The organism is Hydrocarboniclastica marina (genome assembly GCF_004851605.1).
GTDB lineage: Bacteria > Pseudomonadota > Gammaproteobacteria > Pseudomonadales > Oleiphilaceae > Hydrocarboniclastica > Hydrocarboniclastica marina.
In genome coordinates this window covers 3,302,078-3,327,177 of the sequence record NZ_CP031093.1, presented here as the reverse complement: position 1 = coordinate 3,327,177, position 25,100 = coordinate 3,302,078, and the positions used below count along the sequence as shown (strand labels likewise).

The 25,100-nt window shown below is 59.2% G+C and carries 20 protein-coding genes; 13 read left to right on the top strand and 7 right to left on the bottom strand.

Translation table 11 applies throughout. The features are described 5' to 3' along the window. Nucleotides 1-116 precede the first annotated feature (116 nt). From soil367_RS14685 to soil367_RS14670, 4 genes are all read left to right on the top strand, one after another. The gene (locus soil367_RS14685) at nucleotides 117-581 is read left to right on the top strand and encodes a GFA family protein (protein ID WP_136549805.1); all 465 of its coding nucleotides are present in this window, start codon (nucleotides 117-119) and stop codon (nucleotides 579-581) included. 191 nt (nucleotides 582-772) lie between these two features. Beyond that, nucleotides 773-1,564 carry a substrate-binding periplasmic protein gene (locus soil367_RS14680; protein ID WP_172962358.1) on the top strand — a complete coding sequence of 264 codons (792 nt, stop codon included), beginning with the start codon at nucleotides 773-775 and terminating at the stop codon, nucleotides 1,562-1,564. 363 nt (nucleotides 1,565-1,927) lie between these two features. After that, on the top strand, nucleotides 1,928-2,848 hold the full coding sequence (locus soil367_RS14675) for a hypothetical protein (protein ID WP_136549803.1): 921 nt from the start codon (nucleotides 1,928-1,930) through the stop codon (nucleotides 2,846-2,848). Further along, nucleotides 2,845-4,605, top strand: coding sequence for a S8 family peptidase (locus soil367_RS14670; protein ID WP_136549802.1), 1,761 nt, complete (start codon nucleotides 2,845-2,847; stop codon nucleotides 4,603-4,605). The genes soil367_RS14675 and soil367_RS14670 overlap by 4 nt, the downstream gene beginning before the upstream one ends. Nucleotides 4,606-4,680: 75 nt before the next feature. Here the strand turns inward: soil367_RS14670 and soil367_RS14665 are convergent, their stop codons facing one another. Further along, nucleotides 4,681-4,869 carry a DUF3008 family protein gene (locus tag soil367_RS14665; RefSeq protein WP_136549801.1) on the bottom strand — a complete coding sequence of 63 codons (189 nt, stop codon included), beginning with the start codon at nucleotides 4,867-4,869 and terminating at the stop codon, nucleotides 4,681-4,683. Between the two features lie 270 nt (nucleotides 4,870-5,139). Between soil367_RS14665 and soil367_RS14660 the strand changes: the two genes are divergently transcribed. After that, entirely contained in the window at nucleotides 5,140-5,412 is a 273-nt protein-coding gene (locus soil367_RS14660; RefSeq protein ID WP_136549800.1) for a hypothetical protein, read from the top strand. Beyond that, nucleotides 5,405-6,880 carry a sodium:solute symporter family protein gene (locus soil367_RS14655; RefSeq protein ID WP_136549799.1) on the top strand — a complete coding sequence of 492 codons (1,476 nt, stop codon included), beginning with the start codon at nucleotides 5,405-5,407 and terminating at the stop codon, nucleotides 6,878-6,880. Before soil367_RS14660 ends, soil367_RS14655 begins: the two co-directional genes overlap by 8 nt. A 28-nt stretch (nucleotides 6,881-6,908) precedes the next feature. Here soil367_RS14655 and soil367_RS14650 read toward each other — a convergent pair whose 3' ends face one another. Continuing rightward, the gene (locus soil367_RS14650; protein ID WP_136549798.1) at nucleotides 6,909-8,522 is read right to left on the bottom strand and encodes an amidase; all 1,614 of its coding nucleotides are present in this window, start codon (nucleotides 8,520-8,522) and stop codon (nucleotides 6,909-6,911) included. Between the two features lie 151 nt (nucleotides 8,523-8,673). Then, nucleotides 8,674-9,630, bottom strand: coding sequence for a glutathione S-transferase family protein (locus soil367_RS14645; RefSeq protein WP_136549797.1), 957 nt, complete (start codon nucleotides 9,628-9,630; stop codon nucleotides 8,674-8,676). Between the two features lie 236 nt (nucleotides 9,631-9,866). On the opposite strand from soil367_RS14645, the gene soil367_RS14640 reads away from it, so the two are divergent. Next, nucleotides 9,867-11,243, top strand: a complete 1,377-nt coding sequence (locus soil367_RS14640; protein WP_136549796.1) for an NAD-dependent succinate-semialdehyde dehydrogenase — start codon at nucleotides 9,867-9,869, stop codon at nucleotides 11,241-11,243. Nucleotides 11,244-11,553: 310 nt separating this feature from the next. After that, the gene (locus soil367_RS14635; protein ID WP_136549795.1) at nucleotides 11,554-13,182 is read left to right on the top strand and encodes an alpha/beta hydrolase family protein; all 1,629 of its coding nucleotides are present in this window, start codon (nucleotides 11,554-11,556) and stop codon (nucleotides 13,180-13,182) included. Nucleotides 13,183-13,406: 224 nt separating this feature from the next. Here soil367_RS14635 and soil367_RS14630 read toward each other — a convergent pair whose 3' ends face one another. Together soil367_RS14630 and soil367_RS14625 are read right to left on the bottom strand one after the other, a co-directional pair. Further along, the gene (locus soil367_RS14630) at nucleotides 13,407-14,909 is read right to left on the bottom strand and encodes a flavin-containing monooxygenase (RefSeq protein WP_136549794.1); all 1,503 of its coding nucleotides are present in this window, start codon (nucleotides 14,907-14,909) and stop codon (nucleotides 13,407-13,409) included. 305 nt (nucleotides 14,910-15,214) lie between these two features. Beyond that, nucleotides 15,215-16,006 (bottom strand): SDR family oxidoreductase, encoded by a 792-nt coding sequence (locus soil367_RS14625; protein ID WP_136549793.1) that lies wholly within the window; start codon nucleotides 16,004-16,006, stop codon nucleotides 15,215-15,217. Nucleotides 16,007-16,188: 182 nt separating this feature from the next. Between soil367_RS14625 and soil367_RS14620 the strand changes: the two genes are divergently transcribed. The 3 genes from soil367_RS14620 to soil367_RS14610 are packed head-to-tail and all read left to right on the top strand — an operon-like array spanning nucleotide 16,189 to nucleotide 19,432. Next, the gene (locus soil367_RS14620; RefSeq protein WP_136549792.1) at nucleotides 16,189-17,802 is read left to right on the top strand and encodes a methyl-accepting chemotaxis protein; all 1,614 of its coding nucleotides are present in this window, start codon (nucleotides 16,189-16,191) and stop codon (nucleotides 17,800-17,802) included. Nucleotides 17,803-17,842: 40 nt separating this feature from the next. Continuing rightward, nucleotides 17,843-19,003 (top strand): porin, encoded by a 1,161-nt coding sequence (locus tag soil367_RS14615; protein WP_136549791.1) that lies wholly within the window; start codon nucleotides 17,843-17,845, stop codon nucleotides 19,001-19,003. 9 nt (nucleotides 19,004-19,012) lie between these two features. After that, entirely contained in the window at nucleotides 19,013-19,432 is a 420-nt protein-coding gene (locus tag soil367_RS14610) for a type 2 periplasmic-binding domain-containing protein (RefSeq protein WP_136549790.1), read from the top strand. Between the two features lie 103 nt (nucleotides 19,433-19,535). On the opposite strand, the gene soil367_RS14605 is transcribed toward soil367_RS14610, so the two are convergent. Further along, the gene (locus tag soil367_RS14605) at nucleotides 19,536-20,045 is read right to left on the bottom strand and encodes an acyloxyacyl hydrolase (RefSeq protein ID WP_136549789.1); all 510 of its coding nucleotides are present in this window, start codon (nucleotides 20,043-20,045) and stop codon (nucleotides 19,536-19,538) included. Nucleotides 20,046-20,277: 232 nt separating this feature from the next. On the opposite strand from soil367_RS14605, the gene soil367_RS14600 reads away from it, so the two are divergent. Beyond that, entirely contained in the window at nucleotides 20,278-22,047 is a 1,770-nt protein-coding gene (locus soil367_RS14600; RefSeq protein WP_136549788.1) for an ABC transporter transmembrane domain-containing protein, read from the top strand. A gap of 34 nt (nucleotides 22,048-22,081) precedes the next feature. Here soil367_RS14600 and soil367_RS14595 read toward each other — a convergent pair whose 3' ends face one another. Further along, the gene (locus soil367_RS14595; protein ID WP_136549787.1) at nucleotides 22,082-23,398 is read right to left on the bottom strand and encodes a FecR domain-containing protein; all 1,317 of its coding nucleotides are present in this window, start codon (nucleotides 23,396-23,398) and stop codon (nucleotides 22,082-22,084) included. 136 nt (nucleotides 23,399-23,534) lie between these two features. Here soil367_RS14595 and soil367_RS14590 point away from each other — a divergent pair, with 136 nt between their 5' ends. After that, the gene (locus soil367_RS14590; protein ID WP_136549786.1) at nucleotides 23,535-25,049 is read left to right on the top strand and encodes a ShlB/FhaC/HecB family hemolysin secretion/activation protein; all 1,515 of its coding nucleotides are present in this window, start codon (nucleotides 23,535-23,537) and stop codon (nucleotides 25,047-25,049) included. The last annotated feature ends 51 nt before the right edge of the window (nucleotides 25,050-25,100 follow it).

Sequence of the window (25,100 nt, the reverse complement as noted above, 5' to 3'; positions counted from 1 at the left end):
TGCGGTCAGTGGCGGTTGAATATAACCGTGCGGCGCTTGCAGGGTCGCCTATTGTCTCACACGGGCAGGTTATGGTTCGGACAGATTTCCAGCCCAGTTCAATGCAGGAGGTCAACATGCAACTCGAAGGTTCATGCCAGTGCGGCGCTGTTCATTTCCAACTGGAATGTCCGCATCCCTATCCGTTTATGCTCTGCTATTGCTCCATCTGTCGAAAGACTGCTGGCGGTGGCGGTTACGCGATCAATCTCGGCGGCCTTTACCAGAGCCTGCAAATCCAGGGAGAAGCCCATATTGATCACTACCATGCGCGTCTTGAAGACGACATCAGCGAAGCGCAACGGCATTTCTGCCGGGAGTGCGGTACCGCCCTGTGGGTCTATGACAGTCGCTGGCCAGACCTGATCCACCCCCACGCATCTGCTATCGATACTGAGCTGCCGCGTCCGCCCCAGCGCGTACATATGATGCTGGGTAGTAAGGCTGATTGGGTGCCGGTGCAGTCAGCGGAGCAGGACCTTGAGTTCGATGGATATCCCGATGAGAGTCTGGCTGAATGGCATGAACGGCATGGGCTGTAGAGCTGATAACGGATGATTGATAGTTATGCTACTTTTATGAAAGGTGCCTCAGTTAAAGCTGCAGTAAGCCGCTAGTCTTCAATGGAGGGCATAGGAGGACGACCCATGATACGCCTTGCCGGACGGAGAAGGTCTGCGGCCTTTCCACCAGAGGGTTTCTGCATGTCAGCTAACCAAGGAAGATGCCGGCCATGATGTACTTGCGCAAAAAAGCCATTCTACTGGCCTCACTTCTGGTCGCAGCAGGCCTGAGCATCGCTGCAGGCCTGGTTTCGGCCCGCTCCCTGACTCTTGCAGCCGAGGACGATTTTTACCCCTTTTCGGCCGTGCGGGACGGCGAACTGGTTGGCTTCGTGCCTGCTTTGACGCGTGCGGCCTTCAACGCCGTGGGTACAGAGGTCCAGTTTCAGACAGGCCCTTTCAGCCGGGTCCTTTACCTGGTTGAAAGTGGGCGTTTGATCGGCGGCTTCACCGGGGCGATTGATGATTCGAATCGCTCGGCCTTCCACTGGCATAAGACCCCGATCGGAACGGTGCAGTTGGCCATATGGGCACGCACGGGTGAGGCAGGAAAGGGGCTGGGCGTAGAGGACCTGGAAGGCCAGGATGTCTCTGTAACGCGCGGCTTTTTCAACACCGACGAAGTAGACCAGAACCCCCGGATAAACCGGATTGTTGCACCGTCTGACGAAAGTAGCCTGAAGATGCTGGCCTTGGGCCGTTCTGATTTTGCCCTGGTAACGGACAAAATAGGGCAGACCATTCTGCGCGGCAAGGCAGAATCCGCGGCTGAGCGGAAAGTTGAGATCGTCGGCTTTATTGATGAAGTCGATCTTTATGTTTTCTTCTCCAAGACACACCCGAAGGGAAAGGCGGCCGCTGAGCTTTTTCAGCGTGGGCTTGAGGCCATCATTTCCAATGGTACGTACGAACGGCTGGCCCGTCAGTGGCTGCCCGACCCAGCGCCGGTAGCTTCCGAGTGACTGTTGCGCTAAGCATTGCCGGTAGTGCCATCCAGCCGCTTTTTGGTGCCGCTATCTGCAGCGAAAGTGTTGCAGTACTCCTGGCCCCAGCCAGACGTCACTGAAACGACCCCAAGATGCCCACTGACCACTCGCAAACTCTACTTTTGCATCGCTTTCGCCTGGCCCAGCGATGCTTCGCTACGTTCTGCAACACCCTCTAACACTTGAACTACGAAACGCAGTGGAGTGCGACCGGATCGGTCCCTAGAGTATGCAGTGAGCAAGTGCCTTGCAGGCCTACTCTGTGATGGGACCGACCGGCCGGCGACAGTAACGGTCGGCCAGGGCTCACTGTGATTTTCCTGGTGGTGGCTGGATTTGATGCAAAGAGCGAAGTGGGCCGCAATCTGCGCGGGAACGGCACTGTTTTTGAGCGGATGTGGCGGCAGCTCCAGCTCCGGCGAGACCACCTCTGAGAGTAGTGGCCGCACGACGCTGTCTGCGCCAGCAGTTACCGCCGCTGTTGTGGTTAGTCTGCCAGAGAACGAAACCCGGGTACTGGCTGTTGGCAGCAGCGCAAACGGCCTGACTCTGTCAGGTGTTATTCCGGGAGTCGCTGCCGAATATCGGGACGGCAATCTGATCCTGGTTGCAAGCGAGGTTGACCGTATCGTCACCGGCACGCTGACGCTGGCGGCGGGTGAAACCACGGCGAGCCAGATCAATGTCGTCGTGGAGAACAGCTCAGCCGAACCGATCTACCAGCGCACACAGGCACTTACCCGTCAGCATCAGCTGCTTCTCGCGCTGGCTGCGGACAAGCAACTCTATACCCACCTGGTCGATCTTCTCTACTTGAGCTCTCGCATTCTGCATGCGGACAAGCAAACGCTGCTGCGTGAATTCAATCCGGTGGGCCAGTCTTCCTATGGTGATTTCCAGCTTACCGGCAGCCAGCTCGTCGCGCAGCTTGATCTCTATGAGCGCGGGCTTGTAGCGGACAGTCAGCTTGCCGATGCTCTGGCGCTGGCTGAGGCGTCGCTCGCAACCCATTCTCTGTATGGCCAACAGCGTTTGGCTGCGCTCGAGCCAGAGTTAGTGGATGTCCTGCCATCGCTCAGCGGGGGAAGTTTCGGGTATGAGGCGGCCGCCGGGCATTACTCCCGCTACCAGAGCGATCATCAGTTTGGCCAGACGAGCGCAGACGGCACCTGGACCTATTCACCGGAGTACCGTTTTCTGGCACGTTTCGATCTCAACAGCGATACGAGCGGAAGCTGCTCGATCCAGGAGGTGTTGTGAGTAAATCTGCCTCCCGAGCCACGGGTATCGTGGCAATTGCCGCGCTCCTGTTTGCACTGCCCGGCCTTTCGGTTGCGGCCACGAAATCCGTTGCAGCCACAAAATCAGCTACCAGATCCCTGGTGGCCGCTGGCAGTCCTGCAATCAGGCTGGTGGTCAAGAAGGAGCCCGCAGGCGTAGTGTCCATGCAGTCCCTCAGTGCCGGTTCCAGCGCGGCCGGTGCGGACTATGAGGTCGTTACAGTCCCGCAGGAAGATGCAGACGCAACCGCCGCGCTTCTGCGACAACAGGACGGCGTACTCGCGGTGGAGCGGGATTTGCCGACCGCAGTCCCCCAGCCACTGCCATCGACGCCTGTCGACATGAGCAGCATGTTTTACACTCGTTCAGCCAGCGTTGCCGGCATACCTAACGACACCTGGTATCTGCAACAGCATCACTGGCAGGCCCGGACTGATATCTATCGTGGCCAGTCAGACTTTGAGGCGGCCTACTTGCGGGCTGACAAAAACCATGAGGTCAATATCGCGGTGCTGGACAGTGGATTTACCAACCATCCAGAGCTGAGTTGGGCCGGCGGTTACAATTTCACCAGCGACGGCACCGCGGGCACGGCTTACCTCGACTATGACGCCCAGGACTGTACCTCGTTTCACGGCCAGGTGGTCGGGAGCATCATCGGCGCTGAAACAAACAATGCGCAGAGCATAGCGGGCATGGTCGACGCCAACCTCTACGCAGTGCGCGTGCTGAACTGTGATGGCGTCGGCAGTCTGCTGGAGGCTGCTACGGGCGTTCGCTACGCCGCTGGCGACACTACTCTGGGCGTGCCTGCCATCGGGGTGCAGATAGATGTGATCAACCTGTCGCTTGGCGCGAGTGGTTCCTGCCCGGCCTATATGCAGGACGCGATCAATTTTGCCCGGAGCAAGGGTATTACCGTCGTGGTTGCTGCTGGAAACTCGGCGGTGGATGCAGGTGCGTTTACACCGGCCAACTGTCAGGGCGTCATTACCGTCGGTGCAGTGGACCGCTGGGGCGACCAGGCCTCGTTTTCAAATTTTGGCGCTGCGGTCGACATCAGCTTGCTGGGCGTTAATGTTGTCGCGCCGAATCCCAACGGTGGCGACTCCTACTATGCGGGTACCTCTTTCTCCACCCCGATTGCGGCCGGTATGGTGGCGCATCTGCGCCAGCAGCAGCGTACGATCACACCGGATCAAGCTGAGTCCATGCTTAAGGCATCCACAACCGCGTTCGGTATCACGACTGCACCCATGGGCGCAGGGATAACCAATGGTGAAAAGCTGCAGCAGCTCTACGAGGGAACAGTCATAGGACGCGGTTCTTCACTGAAGCACGTCCTCGATGCCGACGACCGTTGCGACGACGCGCTTTATCTGGACCACTATCAGGCTCTTTTTGACGTATGCAGTCTCTATGAGGTGTCGGTCAGCGAACTGCCGCTGACGGCAGGCAAGCATTATGTTCTCTTTGCCGTGCCCTACGGTAGCGAACTGAAGGCAACCGCAGGCACAGCCGTTGGCGCCGGGCAGGACGTGCGCTTTATCGTCCCCAACATCGACAGCAATCTTTATCAGTATGGTTTGCAGGTCTGCGCGGATGACGGCAGCGCCTGTGAGCGGGACACACTGGTAGAGCTGGATACATCGAATCTGGCCAGGCCGGCGTCCTGCGACGCTGACGGCGGGCTGGCCTCGCTGTCAAGGAGCCTAGCCGGCCTCTGGCAGGGCTAGCGCCCCATACGGATAATTCGCGTAAGGCAGACGAATTTCCGCACGGGACACTAGGCGGGGCAGAGGCACTGACTGTCAGGAGTCAGATTTATGATCCGGCTTGCCCTTACGCTGGGACGAGGCCATCTTTTCAAGTTCTTTCTCATCCATGGACTCATACATCGACTTCGACGCGCCCTTCAGGTCACTCGCCTTCTGCTCGCCACGTTTGGCGGAGAGTGCGGCGCCGGCGGCCATCTGTTGCGATTTGGACTTGGCTGGCATGATCCGGTCCTCCTTTCGCTGCTAAAGAATATGGCATACGGCATACGGTCGTATCGCTGAACCCACCGTAGTCCCTACGCTCAATCTGACTATATCAACGCCCTCCAGGTACGACCACGCCGCTCTGTGGCTGGTAAACGAATGTTCAGCGGCGTGTAATACACCGTACCCGGGCCTCGCTCTTTTAAGCTGCGAATATATGTAAACTTGCTGTACGCTAGCGGGTCTACGGCATACTAGAGAGCCACGGACACTGGAGCGAGGCGACACATGCGCAGAAGCGGAGGGATATGGTGGGTCTGGCTGGTGGTATTCCTATGCTACCTTGTCCCTTTTACGGTTTTCAGTGATGTTGCTGCCTGGCACGGCAGCCTCCTGTTCTGGAGCCTGGCGGGCGTCCTGATCATCGCCATCAACGTCTATATTACCGGCGCCTTCCGCCTCTATGACACTGATGCTGACGGTGTTGGCGATAAGCAGGACGGTCGATCAGGCAACCGCAATAGAAGCTACAGCGAAAGTAGCGGGGCAGACCATGACTGAAGCCCTTATCTGGTGGTCGGTCGGTGTTTACCTCGTTGCTGCAAGTCTCGTAGCGCTTTTGTCCCGGCGGAGCAGTGTCCCGGACATGGCCGGGTACTTTCTGGGTGGGCGCAGGATGAATGGCTTTGTGTCGGCCATGAGTTATAGCGCAACCACCTACAGCGCGTTCATGATGGTCGGGCTGGCGGGATTGACGTACCGTGGCGGGGTCGGCGCCCTGGGGTTCGAGATTGTCTATTTTGCCGGGGTTTCCCTGGTGGCGGTGTTCGGTCCGAAGTTCTGGTTTGTCGGCAGGACCTACGGCTTCGTCACGCCCAGCGAGATGCTGAGCCATCGGTATGACAACAAATGGGTTGCCGTTGCGGTTGCCCTGGCCAGTTGTGTGTTCCTCATTCCCTACGCGGCGGTTCAGCTGGCCGGGGTTGGTTACCTGCTCAGTGGTGCCACGAACGGCGCTGTCTCGTTCACAACGGGTGCGGTGCTGGCGACTGCGGTCGCTATTCTGTTCTCGTTCGTCGCAGGAATACGTTCCGTGATGTGGACTGACACGCTGCAGGCTCTGGTGATGATATTCGCTTCGACCCTGGTGGCATATCTCGTGATAGATAGCCTCGGCGGCATAGCGATGCTTTTCGAAACACTGGCCACCGAACAGCCCCAGTCCCTGGTGGTGCCGGGCATCGGCCTGTTCAGCTTCGTCACCTTCCTGGGGCTGACCATACCCTGGTTCTTCTTCAGCCTGTCAAACCCACAGGTTAGCCAGAGGCTTTTCATGCCGTCATCGCTACGCGCCATGCGGCAGATGCTTCTGGGTTTCCTGGTATTCGGGCTGATTTACACCTTGGTATCGGTACTCTGGGGGTTCTCGGCTCTGGTCGCCTTTCCTGACCTGGAAAGCGCTGATCTGGCCACGCCGACGCTGCTGGGCTCCAACCACGTGCCGCCCATTCTGGGCGCTGTCGTCCTGGTGGGTATTCTGGCCGCGGCCGTCTCAACCATTGACTCGATCATGCTGACGCTTTCGTCCATGGTTGCTCGCGACGTCTACGCCAATCTGAAGGCAGGCCGAACCGATCAGAGGCAACTAGTGGCGGGAAAAATAGTCATACCTGTGATTGCGTTACTCGCCTATGGGTTTGCCGAGCTTGAGCTGGACCTGATTGCCATCCTCTCGGTCGCCGCGTCATCAGGTCTGGTCGCAACTGTACCTGCGATCATCGGCGCATTCTATTGGCGTCGAGGTACTGCGGCGGGCGCTCTGGCGAGCGTGATCGGGACCAGTGTTTTTGTCCTCGCCCTTTATGCCACCGGCAACGCGTTGCTGGGGCTTCCGGCAGGTATCTGGGGCATCATTGTTGCCACAGCGTTGTTTGTTGGTGTCAGTTTGCTGACTCGGCCACCTTCCCGTATCGCTGATGAATTCATGGCGATAGCCACCCCCTGCGAGCGGCCCCGGCCGGCTAACTGACGGCCGCTGCCAGGCTGGCGCCAGGTGCTCAGGGCGCCGGCGGTGTGACAGGCGTCCAGGGGAAATCCGGGCGCAGGCGAGCCGCTTTTTCCAGTGTACGCATTACCGCCAGTGCCCGGTGTTCTTCCCACGGTTTTGCCACGACCTGCACGCCGACCGGTAGCCCGGCGCTGCCCCTTTCGATACGTTGGGCCAGTTTCTTGATGTAGTCGAGCCCCGGTTTACGCTCGGTTTCTTCTTCGGCCCGGACACGCGTCATAGGCACAACCCCGGCCGGGTAGCCAAGCAGGTTGTACAGGGTCAGGTAGCCACCGCCCGTGAGAAGGTCACGTGTGGCGCCGTGGAGATAAGCGGGCAGGCTGCAGGGAGGGGCCAGAATCAGGTCGAAAGGTCCGCCGTCCGCCCGCGCCATGGCATCAGCGAAGGCTTCCTGATAGTCCAGTTGTGTCTCAACATTACGCCAGTATTGGGCCGCAGTTGCCGCTGTCACCGCTTCCAGGTTAGTCGCCATGGTTGTCTGGCCCAGCCCTCTCAGGACCTGGCGCAAACCATTACCGAGCCGCTCGGGTATCTTGGTTACCCTTAGAAGTTGCTGGATCTGGGGTGCGCGGGGATTGTCGGCCAGAATATTGCGTACGCCGGCAAGGCCATCCGCTGTCAGAATCCGGTTGAAGAGCGTCATGGCGTCCGGGACCCGAGGCGGCATCCATTCAGTCACCTCGGCACCCGCCGCGCGCAGGATCTCCGCGGCTTCGTTGACAGCCCGCCGCACTGCCGGGGCCACCTTAAACGTACCGTCGTCGGTATAGAACGCGATCCGAAGCTTGCTGACATCCACACCAGACCAGTCAGGAATGACACTGCGGGCGGGGTCGCACGGGTCCGGGTCACCGTTGGCGATAGTCAACCCCAGGGCGACATCCTCCACGTGCCGGGCCAGGATACCGACCTGGCTCGGGATCGCGCGCTGGCCCACGGGTACGCTGTATTTACCAGGGTCGTCGAGGCGCCCGGAAGTCGGCTTCAGGCTCGCAAGGCCACAGAAGTGCGCGGGAATCCTGACGCTGCCACCGATGTCAGTCCCAAGCCCGAGCGCAGAACCACCAGCGGCGATAATCGCGCTCTCGCCACCGCTGCTGCCCCCCGGCGTCCGATCGAGATTCCAGGGGTTGAGCGTGCGCCCGTAGAGCGGGTTGTCGGCTTCGGTGTAGATGAGGCACTGGGATACGTTGGTCTTGCCGAGGAGGATGGCGCCGGCGGCTCTGAGCCGTGCGATATGTATCTCGTCCGCCTCGGCGCGGTGGTTTGCCCGGCTCGGCAGACCGAACGTGGATGCAGTGCCAGCGACGTCCAGGCACTCCTTGATGGTCACTGGCACACCCGCCAACGGCGGGAGCGTCTCACCCCGGGCGCGACGCTCATCCACGTCGCGCGCATCTGCCCGAGCGGCGTCGAAGCACTCGACCACCACGGCATTCAGTATTTTATTGACGGCTTGGATCCGGGCAATATGCTCTTCCACAACGGCTACCGCCGTGGTCTCTCCCGCGGCGATCCGGCGGGCTATCTCAACAGCGGATAAATGAGTTGAGGGTTTCGCTTCGGGTACGGAAAACTCTGCAGGTTTTGAAGTTGCGGTCATGGGGTGCTCAGTCCGTTAAACATCCGTCAGTCATTTTTTGTCAGTCGGCTACTCATGCGATCGATTGTCGCATCCGGTCAATCCAAGCGAGCAAGGGCCGGGAACCCAGACCCGGCTGCCGGGCGGCTTCGGAATCGGCCCGCCGACTATTTTATCCGGTCGGCTGAATACTGAAACCGAACCGGGGAAAATGGACATGCACTTCGCCGGCCCTGTCATCCTCCCGGCTTATCACAATCTCCTCGGCGTCCTGATAGACCAGTGTGCCTGTGACAGGCTCCGTGCCGTAGTCGGTTGCGGAAATCGTTACCGTCTGTCCAGCCGTGAGTCCCTCGGGATCGGTAAAGGGCAGCTTCTGGCTGTCCTGCAGCACAGCGACAGATTCTGGCGTAGCGTCCCGCGCGATCTGGATTGCGGCGCTGGCGTCGAGCGCTGTTGAATCACCGTGCCCGCAGCTTGCAACCGCGTTCATCCACTCAAGGACCTGGGGGTAGGGATCGAGCGCGTTGGCCACAGCGCTGTTACTGGCGACGAACCACAGGGGATGGTAATACGCGAAGTCGACGATGGACGGCTCTTCGCCGAGCAGGAAGGAGCCGCTTTCTGACAGCTGTTGTTCGAGACGGCCCAGCAGCGACGGCCATTGGGACAAGGCCTGGTGTGATGGCAGTCTGCTTGCGCTACCGCCGGTGAACAGCGCTTTGCGGTCCGCCGCAAACGCTGTTTTTGCAGCGTCGGGCATGTCTTTGAAGCGCTCAGCCAGACCTTGAGGCTGGAAATTGATGGCGACGGCATGCTGGAACAGGACCTGGTCTGCGAACTGCGCGGCGCTCGCTGCAACAGCTTCCTGCCCTTCCGGAAACAGAGCGGGCAGGCTTTGTAACCGGTCCAGCCGTCGCGCAATCAGTGCCGTATCACAGTATATGTCAGCGCCGATCTGCAATACCGGCGTACGCCGGTACCCGCCCGTCAGCGCGGTCAGATCCGGCTTGGGCATAATGGCCGGGATGATGACCGAGCGCCATGGCAGGTTCTTGAACCCCAGCATCATCCTTGCCTTTTCAGCGAAGGGGGACTGGGGATAATGGTGCAGAATCAACTCTTGCATGACAGCTCTCCCGGTAAAGATGTCCAAGCTTACCCAGTCGCAGCGGCCGGGGCCAGCGGTGTCGATTCTGTAATCCTCGTAGTGATATGACAGCTTCGGTGTTAGCTTCAGGTCATATCCTGAACCGGCGATGCGGAAACCGTGCGCTTGGGCTCGGGCACCGGGCCGATATCCGGGGCATGCTGATTTTCCAGAACACATATCGACACTGACTATTCCACGGAAAGGAGAGACCCATGACAAACACCCAGCAGACCGTTAACCCCGCAACAGGCGAGGTCATACAGACCTACACGCAGATGGGCGAAGATGAGGTCAACCGCATTATTGAGCAGGCCCACGAAGCGTTTCTGTCGTGGCGCGGAGCGCCCTTGACCGAGCGCGGCGACATACTCCGCCAGGTCGGTAAACTGATCCGTGAGCGCAAGAATGAACTCGCCGCGTTAATGACCGAAGAAATGGGCAAGCCCCTGCGCGAAGGCGTTCAGGAGTGCCAGCTCTGCGCAGCGATTTGTGATTACAGCGCAGACCAGGGGCCTCAGGTGCTGGCGGACGAAGAGCGCGAAATGCAGGGCGGCCGGGCGTTGATCACCTACCAGCCCCAGGGCGTCATTTACGGCATACAGCCGTGGAATTTCCCCCTGTACCAGGTTATCCGCTACAGCATAGCCAATCTGATGGCCGGCAATACGGTGCTGTTAAAGCACGCTTCCAATGTCTGGGGCATGGCCGTTGAAGTAGAGAAGCTGTTTCGTGATGCGGGGCTGCCCGAAAACGCGTTCCGGACACTGTTTATCGGGCACGATGTTTCGGACTCGGTCATTGCCCACCCGCTGGTCAGGGGTGTAACGCTGACCGGAAGCCCGAAGGCCGGGCGGACAGTAGGCCAGAAGGCGGGCAAGGCATTGAAGAAGTCAGTGCTGGAGCTTGGCAGTAATGACGCCTATATCGTTCTTGCTGATGCTGATCTGGAAAAAGCGGTTAAAGCTTGCCTGATGGGGCGGTTCACCAACGGTGGTCAGACCTGTGTCGCGGCCAAGCGGTTCATCGTTGAGGAAGCGGTATATGATCAGTTCCGCGATGCCTACGTCGCTGAGGCGCGCAAAATCAAGTACGGCGACCCTACCCAAGACGAGACCCAGATGGGCCCGATGGCGCGACAGGACCTGCGGGACGACCTGCATGACCAGGTGCGCCAATCCATCGAGAACGGCGCGGTCTGTCTGCTTGGCGGTGAAATACCCGAAGGCAGAGGAGCGTACTACCCCCCGACCGTGCTGGAAAACGTTGTGCCGGGCCAGCCCGCCTACGACGACGAGCTGTTCGGTCCAGTTGCGGCGCTGATAAAAGTCCGCAACGAAGCCGAGGCGATGCGCGTCGCCAACGATTCAGTCTATGGCCTGGGCGGGGGCATTTTCACCAAGGATGTCGACAAGGGCATCCGGTTGGCGCGGGATCACTTTGATACCGGCATGGTAAATATCAACGGCTACCGCCTGGCCCAGACCAACCTCCCGTTTGGTGGCGTGAAGGACAGCGGCTACGGCCGGGAGCATGGTGGTTTCGGCATGCTTGAATTCGTCAACGTGAAATCGGTAATGATTGTCGACTAGTGGCTTGCTTCCGGGGCTGCCGTTAGCCGGTAGAGCGGTGACGGTAGCCCGGAAGAACAGTGACCGTAGCATCCCAAGCGTGGGCGAAACCCCGGTATAAGACCGCCTTTTTCTTTTATCCCCCCCCCAAAAAAAGCTGAGAAAGACCTGACCGCCCAACCCTCGGCGGGAGCGGGCGGAAACTTCACGTGCACCTGTGTACCCATAGGCTTCTGCTCCTGGGACAAGATGAATTGATGTTCATAGTATTGCGGAATGTTTTGAGCAATTATCGGGGTCGACCGATAAAAACATGATCAAGAGGTCCCGCATGTCGCTCAATCCCGCACGTTTCGCATCGCTCATGGCCGCCGCTTTGGCTGCCTGTTTCACAGGCCCGGCTGTGGCGACTGAACCGCCCTATCCGTCGTTGAGCTGGACACTACGCGAGTTCCAGAACTATAACCGGGCCTTTGAAGCGCCCAGAGAACAGCTGCTCAACCCTTTATTCCTCTCGCGCTGGAGCCAACAAAGCCTCGAGAACCAGCTGGAGTTTATCGGTCGGAGCGCCGACGACCCCAGTTGGACACTGGGTTACTCGCCGCTGCTCGGTGAGCTTCTGGAGGGGTTATTGGCGGACCCGGACCTCATGGTGTCCCTGCCTGAGCTCTTGATCGGCCAGGCGACGAAAACCCTGGGAGACCCGTCCCACGCTCTCTCACTGTCGCTTAACAGTGAGGTGACGCCGCTGTGTGCTGCGCATGCCCTGCCGTGTACCGGCGATCCGTTCCGCTACCCGTCTGTGGACCCCTTTTACGAGTCGGAGGCGGTGGTTGAGCCCGTGGTCTTCTACGATCAGGCTTGCGCCCGGATTTCCGGCAGGGTCTGGCGGCCGAGGGAGAGGGCGTTGCGGCAGCGGCCTGCCGTGATCATCGAAAATGGCTCGGTACAGGCCCCCGAAACAGTCTACTGGTGGGCTGCCCAGGCCCTGGTGCGCAGCGGTTATGTGGTGATGACTTTCGATCCCCGCGGCCAGGGACGATCTGATTTCCAGGCGCCCTCGGGCGGCCAGGGCAGCAACGCCAACCCGGCTGTATTCTGGGAGGGGCTGGTCAATGCAATAGATTTCTTCCGCTCGTCGCCAGCTCAGCCGTATCCCCACAACGCCGCTTGTGCTGGTGCCTACCCCACCGAAGTCACCGATTCAAATCCGTTTCATGACGGAATTGACCCTGACCGCCTGGGACTCGCCGGCCACTCACTGGGCGCAATCGGTGTGACCGTGGTACAGGGGCTGGGTGCGACCGGTGCCGATCCGTGGCCTGGGCTGCTGGATCAGTTGAACCCCGTAGATGCAGTCGTCGCCTGGGACGGCGCTATACCGCCGGGCGGCGGCACGACGGCTGGGGTATCCGGGTCGATCGCACTGCTAAACCCGTTTGTGGAAGCGACGAGCCAGCCGGAGTTGCCCCGTTTTGGCGCCCGGGTACCGCTGATGAGCCAGTCTTCGGAATATGGCCTGGCGCCGGTGCCTTTCAAAGAACCGCCTGATCCGGAAGCCCGCCTCGGTGCGTTCCAGGGCTGGCGGGCAGCCGGTGTGCCCGCCTATGAATTTACTGTGAGCGGCAGCACGCACTTCGAATGGTCACAGTTACCGCTATTTCCCGCGACCTCATGGTGTCCTGTGATCATGGACGGGCAATGTAGGGGAGGTTGGGGCGCACCGGTTATGGAGTACTACACCGTCGCCTGGTTTGATCGCTGGCTGAAGCAGCCCGACGAAGCCGGCTTTCACTCTGCAGATGACCGGCTACTGGACGACGACCGCTATGCGAATCGCTTCAGCTTCTATTACCAGTCGGCACGGGATTTTACGACCCGACAGGGAGATCAGCAGGAATGTGAAGATATTGAGGCGGGCTGCGAGCCTGAGCGCAGGCGCTTTCTTGGCTTGTTCTGACAACTATCTCTTGGCGTGTTCTGACAGCTATCTGGGGAAGTGGAGCAGACAGGTGCTGGGGAAGAGCAGGGCACGACGCCCGGAAAACTTTAATCTGAACCGTGGCTGACACAAGTTCGCCGCAGCAGACGACGAACTTGTGCCTAACCTCTGTCACGAGAGCTCTTCACGAGAGCTCTTCACGAGAACTTGTCACGTGAGCTTTTAAGGTTCAGGTATGGCCCTCAGGACGCCATTCTCGTTGCCGTCGGTTGTGGCTGAGCGTGCAGGCGGGGCACCCGGTAGAACTTGAGGGCGTCATCCGTCACTGCGCCGTAACGCAGGTTGACCAGGTCAAGTGCATAGTTCTGGTAGAGTTTCCAGGGCGCACGGTCGCCCTGCTTGGGCAGCTGGTCAAGCGCGCGCAGCACGTAGTTCGAGTTCAGGTCCAGGAAGCCTTCCGTCTGAACATTGCCAGGCGCTTGGGGCGCGCAATAATCATAACCGTGTTTATCCATATACTGCAGCAGACGGGTAATATGCTCGCCGGTCAGATCCGACTTGAGGGTCCATGACGCGTTGGTATAACCCACGATCATTGCGAAATTGGGCACACCGCTGAGCATCATGCCTTTGAAGCTCATGGTGTCACCCAGCTTGAGCTGCTTGCCGTCAACAACAAGCTCGGCACCGCCGAGGGCAACCAGGTTGAGGCCGGTCGCGGTGACGACGATGTCAGCCTCCAGTTCCTTGCCCGACTTCAGGCGAATGCCTTTCTCCGTGAACGTATCGATATGGTCAGTTTCAACCGAGGCATCGCCCTTGCGCAGCGCCCGGAAAAGATCACCGTTGGGTACGAGGCAGAGGCGCTGGTCCCAGGGCTTGTAGCTGGGATTGAAATGGGTATCGATGTCGAAGTTCGGACCCAGGCTCTTGCGCAGGCGCGCGCGCAGTATTTTGCGAGCCAGGTTGGGGAAGCGACGGCAGAACTGGTAGAAGAAGGTTTGCTCGGCCACTTTTTTCCATCGCGTCATCTGATAGGCGAGCTTGGCCGGCAGGAAGCGGTTCAGTGCATGCGCTACGGCGTCCACATCGGGCTGCGCCAGAATGTAGGTGGGCGACCGCTGCAGCATCGTCACGTGCTCGGCCTTGTCAGCCATTGACGGGATCAGAGTAACTGCTGTGGCGCCACTGCCGATAACAACAACGCGCTTGTTCTCGTAGTCCAGGTCCTCGGGCCAGTGCTGCGGGTGAATGACCTGCCCCTTGAACTTCTCCACACCGCGGAATTCCGGCGTATAGCCCTGATCGTAACGGTAGTAGCCGCTGCAGTTGATCAGAAAGCTACTGGTGTACTTGACGGTTTCACCGGTTTCCTTGTTTTTCGCTTCGACGGTCCAGGTGGCGTCATCGCTGGACCACGAGTATCGGTTGACCCAGTGCTGGAACCGGATCTTCTTGTCGATACCGTAGTTCTGGGCGGTTTCTTTCAGGTAGTGAAGTATGGAGGAGCCATCGGCGATGGACTTGCGCTCCTGCCAGGGCTCAAAAGCAAAGCCGAGGGTGTACATGTCAGAGTCAGAACGGATTCCCGGATAGCGGAAAAGGTCCCAGGTTCCGCCAAGCGTTTCGCGGCCTTCGAGGATCGCGAACGTTTTATCGGGACAATGAGTCTGTAGATGATAAGCGGAGCCAATGCCCGACAGGCCAGCGCCGACGATCAAGACGTCAAAATGGGTCGAGGACATAGGGGTACCTTGCAGTGTCTGGGTTTGAGGAAGACGCTGAAGCCAGAATCGTCACGACCTGGTTCAAGAAGCCTTTTCGCGGAAAGTCCGTTTCTCCAAGTAAGGCTTGCATTCTACCTAAAGTCTACTTTGACAAAGTGCCAACGCTATCACTTTTTTGACTATTTGCCATCTGAGCCAGGTGTTCAGACGCGACAAATCAGGCCCAAAACGGACCTGAAGGCGCCGTAACGCCTGGCTTCTGGGTGTGGGTGTGTAACAGCGAAATATCGGTGATGGTCTTGCAGCAGGCAAGACGAACGGCGTCAGAAAGCGTCAGAGCCGAAATTCTCTGCGCCACGCTTGCGCGCGCGTTTGAGCTGACTGAAGAAAAGTTTTGGAAAACTGTTGCAGAGTTTGCCGAGTAGCCCGTCCGACCAGGGCACGTAGTACTCCAGAGGCCGCTTTTTCAAGACGGGTCCCAGTATCGCCGCGGCCACTTCGTCGGGCGTCAATGCACGACCGCGCGAGAAGGTCAGCGCCGCATTGGCGTCGCCGCGCTGCAACTCAAGCATGGCCGTTCTGACCGGGCCAGGACCGAACAGGGTCACCGCAACGCCATGGGGCCTCAAGTCACCCGCAGCGGCCAGGCTGAACCCCCGCACAGCGAATTTGCTGGCCGCATAGACTGTCGTTCCGGGGGTTGGAAAGAGGGCAGCAATGGAGCCGACGTTAATAATATGGCCCGCCTTACGTTTGATCATGGCGGGCGCCAGCGCATTGGTGCCGAAGATAACGCCTTTGACGTTGACGTCGATCATCAGGTGCACATCAGTCGCAGCTAGTTCACCCGCCGGACCGCTTCGCAAGACTCCAGCGACGTTTATCAGCACATCAATCGGCCTGCGTTGCTGCTCAAACTGTTGCGCTAGATCGGCCCAGGCCTCAGCCGAGGTCACATCAAGCGCGACGGGTGTGATCGATTTATTGCCCTGCCAGCGTGTCTCCAGAGCAGCCAAATCAAGGTCAGCCGCGACAACGCTGTGTCCCCCTGACGCCGCCGCTTCAGTGATGGCCGCACCGATTCCGTTGGCCGCGCCGGTTACAAGAATATTCATGAGTAGAGTCCAGGAATGAGGTGGAGGAGGGGAACGTTAATTCGCGTTAGCAAAACGTTACCAAACTCGACTTTAGAAATGAATCCAGATGTCGATACTACATTTGCTCAACTCAGCGTTTAACCGCCGATCTTTCGATTAAACCAGAAGTTGCCCGTTAAAGCCCGCCAGGGGGTGCTTTAGTGCTGTCCAATCTTTCCATCCGCAAGAAAATTCTGGCTTTGCCGCTATTGGCAACGCTCAGCCTGATCGTGTATTCGCTGATCACCACCAGCAACAGCAGCCAGAATATGGCTTTGCTGGAACAGACCCAGTCGGTGCAGTTACCGATCCAGCGGATAGCCAGCGAGAGTCTGGTCAGGCTCGATCGCATCAAGGAGAACCTGGCGTCAGCGGTTATTGCGGGAGAGCTGGACATGGTGGAGTCCGCCAAAAGTCAGGCGGATGCCCTGATAAAAGACCTTCGCTCGGTGGGCTCATTTGACGCTTCTCTGCAACCGAAAGCCAAGGATCTGGCCAATAGCGTCGCAGAGTATGTTCGCTTGAGCGCGCCCGTATCCCAAGGCATGGTCGAGGGTACCCTTGATTTTGCCAGTCTCGGCGACCGGACCGCTCGCATGAACAGCGCGCTGTCGGAGGCCGAGGCACAGTTAAAGGCTTTCCGTGCTGATCGGGAGCAGAGCTTTGTAGCATCCATTGAAACGGCAAAGGCGGCGGCGAACTCTACCCGGCGCACCGGGCTGATTCTCACTGCGGTAACCATCGCCGCACTGTTTGGTGTCGGCTTGCTGATCTCCGGGAACATTGTCGGGTCCGTTCGCCGTGTCGGCGGAGCGCTGCAGGACATGGCTGAGAAAGACGGTGACCTGACCATTCGGCTGGAGAGCGGAAGCCGCGATGAGATTGGCGAACTGGTGCACTGGTTCAACACCTTCGTCGAAAAACTGCACGGCGTCATCGGTAAGACTGTCGAGCAGGTCAAGCCGCTGGCGGGCCAGGCCCAAACCCTGCAGTCGCTGGCCGGCAGCGGATCGGCGATCACCGAGGTACAAAAGCGTGGTACCGAGTCGACACTCGTCGCCGTCGAAGAAATGAGCGGCAGCTCAAGGGCTGTCGCCCAGAACGCCAACGAAGCCTTTGAGTCTGCCCGACTTGCCGAAGGCGAGGCCCAGCAAGGCGCCGAAGTGGTCAATACCTCCGTGGCCCTGATTCAGCAACTGGCGGAACAGCTCGCGGACGCCTCGTTGTCCGTGCGGAAACTGGAGCAGGACAGCAACCAGGTAACGGTAGTGGTGGAGGTGATCAAGGGCATTGCCGAGCAGACCAACCTGCTGGCCCTGAACGCGGCCATTGAGGCGGCGCGCGCCGGTGAGCACGGGCGTGGGTTCTCCGTGGTTGCCGATGAAGTCCGCTCCCTGGCCAGCAAGACGCAACAGAGCACTACCGAAATCACCGACATGATCGACAGGCTTCAGGGTGCGGCTGCCTCAGTAGCGGGCGAAATCGAGCGCGCCAACAAGCAGGCCATGGACAGCGTTCGCGGCGCCACGTCTGCGGGTGAGAGTCTGGCGAAGATAAAAGAGCGCATCGAGCGTATTAACGGCATGAACGCGGAAATCGCCAACGCCACCGAGAGCCAGCTCTCGGTGAGCGACGAAGTCCTGCGGAATGTCAGCGAGATCAACGACAAAACCGGGGAGGCCGAAGCCAATTCCCAAAGCCTGAACAGTGTCAGCGACGAACTGGCCCGTATGGCCAGCAACCTCGAAACCTTAACTCACTCTTTCAAAGTCTGAACACGTCAATCAAGTCTAAACACGTCAACGAGGATTACCGATGAGATTTGCTCAAGCATGTCGTCTGGGCACGGCGATTGCGGCCGTTATGGCTGCGTCTGTTGCCCAGGCCGAACTGAACCTGAACGGCTTCATGAGCGTGGGTGCGGGTATGACCACCGGCAGCGACGAAATGCTGTACGGCTATGACGACAAGATCAGTTTCCAGCCCGATTCGCTGGTGGGCATTCAGGCTATGGCGGATCTGGACAACAACTTCTCTGCGACAGCCCAGCTCACAGCGCGCGGAAGCGACAACAATGAAGTAAACGCCGAGTGGGCCTATCTGAGCTACCAGGCGACGCCCGAGCTACGTATTAATGCTGGTCGCCAGCGCATGCCACTGTACATGTACTCGGACTATCTGGATGTGGGCTATGCCTATCATTGGGTTAGCCCTCCAGGGACTTTCTACAACTCCCCTATAAGCTCGTTCAACGGGTTGAGCATCAATTACAGTACGTACGTGGGCGATTTTGAAACCGGTCTGCAGGTAGTCGGCGGGTCTGCGTCAGAAGAAGGAGTGAGAGGAAGTAGTTTCGAGTACGACATTCACTTCGAGAATTACGTTGGCGCTGTCGCAACTATCGGTTACGGCCCGGTCGTCTTTCGTGCAACCTATCAGCAGACCAAGATGGACCTGGCTGGCGGGAGCGCATTTGAAGGCTTTGCTGCATTGGCCGGTATGGTTGCCGCATCAAATCCCGAACTGGCGGACGAGCTTGTCACCGAAGGTGTTGATCTGACCTTCGCGGGGCTTGGGGTTAGTGTTGACTGGAACAGCCTCCTTTTCGTAGCCGAGGTACGCGAGCAGAAGTACAAGGACAGCGTGGTTCCTGATGAACTTGCGTACTATGGTTCTGTTGCCTATCAGGTCGGGGACTTCATGCCTTACGCCAGTGTAGAGCGGGCTGAAAGCTCAGGTGAGCGCGAAATGGCCGCCACCCTCGCAGCCTTGAGCCCGGCGCTCGCAGGCGCGCGCAACGCAATGGATGAAGATCGGCACACCTACACCGCTGGCGTGCGTTACAACTTCCACCCTTCCGCAGCTTTGAAAGCGGAGTACACCGTTGCTGAAGACCACCGTGATACTGCCGGGCTGCCCGGGGGAACTGGCGGTGATGCCAGTCTGGTCCGTTTCGCCGTCGACGCTGTATTTTAAGGGGTGACCATGAAAACCATAATCAAAGCCAGTTTGTTCTCCATTATGACCCTGGTCACAGCTAACGCTTTGGCTGAAGTCGCCGTCATCGTTCACCCGGGTAACTCGGCCAGCCTGGCCAAGGACGATGTTGAGAGGATCTACCTCGGTAAGGTCAAGACCTTCCCGGGTGGCGACGCGGTCACGCCGCTGAACCTGCCTGAGGGTCACGCCACCCGCACCGAGTTTGATCAGACTCTGGTTGGCAAGAGCCCGAGCCAGCTGAAGGCCTTCTGGTCGAAGCAGGTATTCACCGGCAAGGGCACGCCTCCCGATGAGGTGGCAGATGCGGCAGCCATGAAGGCCAAGGTCAGTTCCGATCCGTCTGCGGTAGGCTACGTAGATGCGGCGGACGTCGATAGCTCAGTGAGGGTTGTCGGCACGTTCTAACAGACCGACTGCCTGGCGCTGAAAGAGCCCGCTTCGTGCGGGCTTTTTCTATTGTGCGGCTGCGGTTGCATTGCGGGTAATGCCTGCATCCAGAGAGAGGCGCTTACCTGAACGGTACAGCAAAGAATGCGATAAGGGACTCGCTGCCGGGATTGCGCTCGCCGATGCCAGCGTTGGAGACGTGGAAAAACCCCAGCCCCAATCGATAGTGGTTTCTGAAGTTGTAAGCTGCCTCGATACCTGAGCGGAATTCCAGCTCACTCCCCAGCTTGAGCTCTTCGCTTTCCTGAAAGGCGCCAAGGCCGGTAGTGGGGGTGATACTCCAGCGGTCAGTCAGCCAGAAATCGCGCCGCAGGGCGGCATAGGTCATGTTTGCCCCACTTTCAGCCCAGGCAAAGCCTATGGCAGGAATCAGTTTCCAGGACGTATAGGGCCGGGCCTGGTATTCAATACCGTAGCGTCCGGGGTATCTGAGCTTATCGGCCAGGCCGAGCTCGCCGGCGGAGAGCGCAATGCGGTGGTAGCCTTCAGCAGAGCCGGTGGGCTCGGCGGCGACGGGCGAAAAGGGTACCAGCAAGAGCAGTGATAGAGAGATGTGACGCAAATAGTTCATAATAGCGGCCTGCTGTCCTTAGCATGCGAAGTTCTGTCAGGTGCCCATGATATAACGAAAGGGCTGCAGCGAAAGTTGCGGTTCAGTTAACCGCATCCTTGATCCGCTTCGTTATTTTCCATTGCGCAGGAATCGTCATCGCGTACTGGCTATCGTTTGGGCAAATTTTTTTTGAGCCCTCTGTGGCGCTAGCCCACGCGAATCCATTGCGACATTTTTCTTCAGAAGGGACATGATGAGGTTAGTTTCCGGAGAACGCAGGCAGGCCCTGTCGTTGGCCTTGCGCTTCATTCTTCCCTACCGCGGGCGCGTGGCGGGTGCCTTGACGGCATTGATTTTCACGGCCGGAATCATGCTTTCGCTGGGACAGGGTATCCGTATCCTGGTCGACGAAGGCTTCGCTACCGGTTCGCCTGAACTGCTAAACCAGTCGGTCGCGTTTTTCTTTGTACTGGTCGGTGGACTGGCCTTTGGCACTTTTGTTCGCTTCTACCTCGTCTCCTGGGTTGGGGAACGCGTCGTGGCCGACATTCGGAGACAGGTATTCGACCATCTTGTCGCAATGCACCCCGGCTTTTTCGAGTCCAACCGCGGCTTTGAAATCCAGTCACGCCTGACCGCCGACACGACTGTCCTGCAGTCAGTCATCGGCTCCACGCTTTCCCTGGCTCTACGCAACCTGCTGATGTTGATTGGGGGGCTGATTCTACTCTTCATTACCAATGCGAAACTTACCGCTATTGTCATGCTGGCTGTACCGCTGGTCATCGCACCGATCGTAATTTTCGGCCGTCGGGTGCGCCAGTTGTCCCGCCTGAGTCAGGACAAGGTGGCGGATGTGGGCAGCTACGTCGGTGAAGTGCTGGGTCAGATCAAAACGGTGCAGGCCTACAACCATCAGCGTGAGGACCAACGGCGCTTTTCAGCTGTGGTGGAGGAGGCGTTTGACGTTGCGCGACAGCGGGTTCTGCAGAGAGCCTGGCTAATCACCGTCGTGATCGTATTGGTGCTGGGCGCGATCGGCGTGATGCTCTGGGTCGGCGGTCTTGATGTCATCGCCGGGCGAATCAGCAGCGGCGAATTGGCCGCGTTTGTATTTTACAGCATGATCGTTGGGTCGGCTGCAGGCTCTCTGAGTGAGGTGGTGGGTGAACTGCAGCGAGCGGCTGGCGCTGCAGCGAGAATCGCCCAGCTCCTGGGCACCGAGAACGAGATAACGGCACCGGCCGGCGGCGGCCTACCACTCAATCTGCCCGTCGCTGGCGAGGTTTGTTTCGAGGCAGTGCGTTTCGCCTACCCAACCCGACCCGATGTAGATGTAATAAAAGACTTCAGTCTGACGGTCCGTCCCGGGGAAACCCTGGCCCTGGTCGGCTCGTCCGGCGCGGGCAAGTCGACGTTGTTTGACTTGCTGCTGCGGTTCTTCGATCCCGCTTCAGGTGCGGTTCGCCTGGATGGTCGCAATATCCGCCAGTTGGACCCTTTGGCGTTGCGCCGCTGTTTCGCCTATGTCTCGCAAACCCCGGCGCTTTTCTATGGCTCAATCGCCGATAACATCCGCTATGGCCGTCCTGAGGCCAGCGCCCGGGAGGTAGAGGAAGCCGCCCGGGTCGCCCATGCCCATGAATTTATCCAGGCTTTACCCCTGGGCTACCAGACGCCTCTGGGCGATGCGGGCCTCGGCCTGTCGGGCGGCCAGAAACAGCGGCTCGCCATTGCCCGGGCGCTGCTGGTGGATGCGCCTGTGCTCTTGCTGGATGAGGCCACCAGCGCGCTTGATGCCCAGAGCGAACACCTGATCCAGCAAGCCCTGCCACGACTGATGAGCGACCGAACCACGCTGGTGATCGCCCATCGTCTGGCGACCATCAAGCACGCCGACCGCATCGCCGTGATTGAGCAGGGCCAGCTCCAGGGCCTTGGCACTCACCAGGAGCTTATAAGCTCAGATCCTCTCTATGCCCGACTGGCCGAACTACAGTTTCGGGCGCCGGACGGTTAGCCTCACGCCGACTCTGTGACTTCGCTGTGATCCGCTAGTCGTCGCGATCACCGAAAGGAAACTTGTCGCACCAGCCCCAACGGCAGCCCTTGTCGCCGTCGCTGCCTTCGTCACCCGCGATCTCGTCATCGCCGTCGGGCACGCCCTCATCCGGCAAATCGTCGCCGCCGGGACCCTGGTCCTCGGTGGGCAGGTCGTCCTCGACTGGGCCCTCGTCCTCGGTGGGCATGTCATCTTCAACCGGACCTTCATCCTCGCCCGGCATGTCATCCTCAACGGGACCCTGATCGTCTGTCGGCATGTCGTCTTCGACCGGGCCCTGATCTTCGGTAGGCATATCGTCTTCAACCGGACCCTGGTCGTCGGTCGGCATATCGTCTTCAACGGGGCCCTGGTCATCGGTCGGCATGTCGTCTTCGACCGGACCCTGGTCGTCCGCGGGCATATCATCCTCGACCGGACTTTGATCCTCGGTGGGCATGTCGTCCTGGACCGGGCCTTCATCGTTCGCCGGCATATCGTCTTCAATCATGCCTGGATCGTCGGCGGCCATGTCGTCTTCAGCGGCAAATGCCCCGCTTTCCTCAGCTGCCACCATCTGTTGCTCGGCGGCCATCTCGTCAAGGCCTGCCAATGCAGCATCAAATCCATCTTCCCCCGGCGGCGCGTCGATACCGTAGGGCGTAGGATTGTTCTGCTCTGCTTCGGTCGCACTGCCGGTTACTGCCCGGGGTGGAACACTGTTGAACGTAGCGATGCCGGTTCGTGTCACCGACGAGGAGGCGACTTCGCCGGGGTTGAGGTTTTGCATCTCCCCGGTTCTGCGGTCGATCACCGTCAGCTCACCTTCAGTCAGCGTCACGAACGAATCTGTTTCCGTGGCGACGATGGCGAACTGCGTGCCTTCCACGGTAGACCGCAGGGTCGGGGTAACGATGTTCAGTTTCCCGGTCTGGTCCTGAATGGTGTAGAAAACGGTGCCCGAGCTCTGGTTGACGTTGTTGATCTCATCGCCATTATCTTCAGCACTGAGCGCAAGCGCAGTAGTTGGCTTCAGTTCAAACGACGACTCCGTCTGCCTCAGGGTAGCAGTGCCGGTTTTACCCGTTCTAATCTCGGCGGGCAGGCTCAGAGTCTGGCCAGAGGTCAGCGGTGCCCAATCCTTTTCCGGCCCCTGGCGGAACTCGGCGTCGCCCTTGATCGCCTCGACCATGACAGGCTGTGCCAGCCCCAACCCGGGAGCCAGACCGGTGAGCGAGGCCAGCACGAGCAGAGGAAGACTGGAGTATAGGCGGTATCCGTTCGACGGGCGGGCCCCACCGGGCAGGTGAATACGGGTGCGTCCGAGCATCTAGCTTGTCCTTTTAAGTCGGGCCGGCTGGGTTCCAGATTGGGTCTCAATCGCTCGTCTTACTCGATCGTAACAGCTACCGGCGTTCTTAAAGGCTAGGCTATTGTTGAGCTTGTGCCAAGATGTGGAAGGATCCATGCATATTAAGAAGTTTTATGGTTTGTGCGTTTTCATGCTCTTAGCGCTGCCTGTGCAGGCAGCTTACGACCCGGATGCCATGGTCGGCGCCGTTATTGTTGAGGGTGTCAGCGCGTTTCCGGGGCAGAACCTGTTTCCAGCGTATGCTGACAGCCTGGGGCGACCGCTTACCCGAGAGAATGGCGCGCGCCTGAAAGAGCAGATAGCGGCCTTTTATACCAGCCGGAACTTTTTGCCACCTTTTGTCGAAATATCATCGCATCCCGACGCCCGGGAAGTATGGGTAGCCCAGGTGACCGAGCCCCGTATCGGTGAGGTGCACCTCCGCGCTGCGGGTACCAATGCGGCTTCCTTGCAGCAGCAGGCGCAGAAAATAACGCAGCAGCAGGCCGTTTCCCAGGACCAGATTGATACGCTGGTAGACGAGCTGGAGCAGAGTCTTGGGCTGAAAATATCGTCTTCGGTTCACCGGCTGGACGATACGGGCGCAGAATACTTTCTGTTGCTGGAAGTCGTTCCACAGGTTCGTACCCAGTTGACCTACAGTGCTGAGGGTAGCGAACGGCTGGGGCGCCACATGGTCGGTGCCGAAATCAATGTCGACAATCCGTTCCAGGGCGTGGCCCGGGCCTACATCTCGGCATTGCACACGCTGGAATCGGCTGGATACCGGAATTTCGGTACCGGTCTGGTGATACCGGCATCCCCGCGGGACTATATCTTCCTCGACGCGAGCCTCTCCCGCGCCGTTCCGCAGTATGAGCGGGACGGGCCGGCTGACATCTACCGCCGCCAATGGGCCAGGGTCAGTTGGCGGCATCAGCTTTCCGAAACCAGTAAGCGTAAAATCTCTCTGACAGGGCGCCTGATCTTGCGGGACTATACGCGCGAAGAAGGTGATGAGACCGAAGTGGACGAACGGCTGCGCATGGTGTCCGTAGGGGCCCAGAAAACACTGCGCGACGGCAAGCGGACTCATCTTTTCTGGGGCGCGGCAAAACTCGGCTTTGATGCCCTGGGGGCCCAGCGCGAAGGAACCCAGAATTGGGGCAATATCGACGTCGGCTTTCGCGCGCTTGAAGCAGGCTATACCCTCTGGCACGCGCTTCCGGAAAGCTTCACCGCCCGGCTTGACCTGGCCAGCCAATACTCCGGCGATAATGTGCCTTACTCACAGCGCTTCGCATTTGGTGGCACGCGTTTCGCCCGCGCCTACGAGCCTGGCGAATTCAGCGGCGACAGTGGTCTGGGCGCGAAACTAGAAGTCCGACGCGGCTTCGACACCGAACAGCTCCTGCGTTCGCGACTGGTCCCGTACGTTTACTATGGCCTGGCCAAAACCTATCAGAACGAGTATGACGTCGATGAGTCAGGGGCTTCTGCAGGCTTGGGCCTGAGGGTGCTGGCGGACGACTTTTCCGCCTACCTGGAGTATGGCAAGCCGCTGACCGTGTCATCGGACTATCGGGACGACAGCCCGCGACTGGCGGGCCGGCTTAACGTGATGTTCTAGGAAGGAGGGCGTCTGGCCTGCCTGCGAAGACCGCGTGGCCGGTATTCCGGC

Excerpts from the sequence above, each read along its gene's own strand:
- soil367_RS14650 (WP_136549798.1), bottom strand. The coding sequence starts at position 8,522 with ATGACCGCAACTTCAAAACCTGCAGAGTTTTCCGTACCCGAAGCGAAA.
- soil367_RS14600 (WP_136549788.1), top strand. The coding sequence starts at position 20,278 with ATGATGAGGTTAGTTTCCGGAGAACGCAGGCAGGCCCTGTCGTTGGCC.
- soil367_RS14605 (WP_136549789.1), bottom strand. The coding sequence starts at position 20,045 with ATGAACTATTTGCGTCACATCTCTCTATCACTGCTCTTGCTGGTACCC.
- soil367_RS14595 (WP_136549787.1), bottom strand. The coding sequence starts at position 23,398 with ATGCTCGGACGCACCCGTATTCACCTGCCCGGTGGGGCCCGCCCGTCG.
- soil367_RS14630 (WP_136549794.1), bottom strand. The coding sequence starts at position 14,909 with ATGTCCTCGACCCATTTTGACGTCTTGATCGTCGGCGCTGGCCTGTCG.
- soil367_RS14680 (WP_172962358.1), top strand. The coding sequence starts at position 773 with ATGATGTACTTGCGCAAAAAAGCCATTCTACTGGCCTCACTTCTGGTC.
- soil367_RS14685 (WP_136549805.1), top strand. The coding sequence starts at position 117 with ATGCAACTCGAAGGTTCATGCCAGTGCGGCGCTGTTCATTTCCAACTG.
- soil367_RS14615 (WP_136549791.1), top strand. The coding sequence starts at position 17,843 with ATGAGATTTGCTCAAGCATGTCGTCTGGGCACGGCGATTGCGGCCGTT.
- soil367_RS14645 (WP_136549797.1), bottom strand. The coding sequence starts at position 9,630 with ATGCAAGAGTTGATTCTGCACCATTATCCCCAGTCCCCCTTCGCTGAA.
- soil367_RS14625 (WP_136549793.1), bottom strand. The coding sequence starts at position 16,006 with ATGAATATTCTTGTAACCGGCGCGGCCAACGGAATCGGTGCGGCCATC.
- soil367_RS14655 (WP_136549799.1), top strand. The coding sequence starts at position 5,405 with ATGACTGAAGCCCTTATCTGGTGGTCGGTCGGTGTTTACCTCGTTGCT.
- soil367_RS14640 (WP_136549796.1), top strand. The coding sequence starts at position 9,867 with ATGACAAACACCCAGCAGACCGTTAACCCCGCAACAGGCGAGGTCATA.
- soil367_RS14660 (WP_136549800.1), top strand. The coding sequence starts at position 5,140 with ATGCGCAGAAGCGGAGGGATATGGTGGGTCTGGCTGGTGGTATTCCTA.
- soil367_RS14675 (WP_136549803.1), top strand. The coding sequence starts at position 1,928 with ATGCAAAGAGCGAAGTGGGCCGCAATCTGCGCGGGAACGGCACTGTTT.
- soil367_RS14610 (WP_136549790.1), top strand. The coding sequence starts at position 19,013 with ATGAAAACCATAATCAAAGCCAGTTTGTTCTCCATTATGACCCTGGTC.
- soil367_RS14635 (WP_136549795.1), top strand. The coding sequence starts at position 11,554 with ATGTCGCTCAATCCCGCACGTTTCGCATCGCTCATGGCCGCCGCTTTG.
- soil367_RS14665 (WP_136549801.1), bottom strand. The coding sequence starts at position 4,869 with ATGCCAGCCAAGTCCAAATCGCAACAGATGGCCGCCGGCGCCGCACTC.
- soil367_RS14590 (WP_136549786.1), top strand. The coding sequence starts at position 23,535 with ATGCATATTAAGAAGTTTTATGGTTTGTGCGTTTTCATGCTCTTAGCG.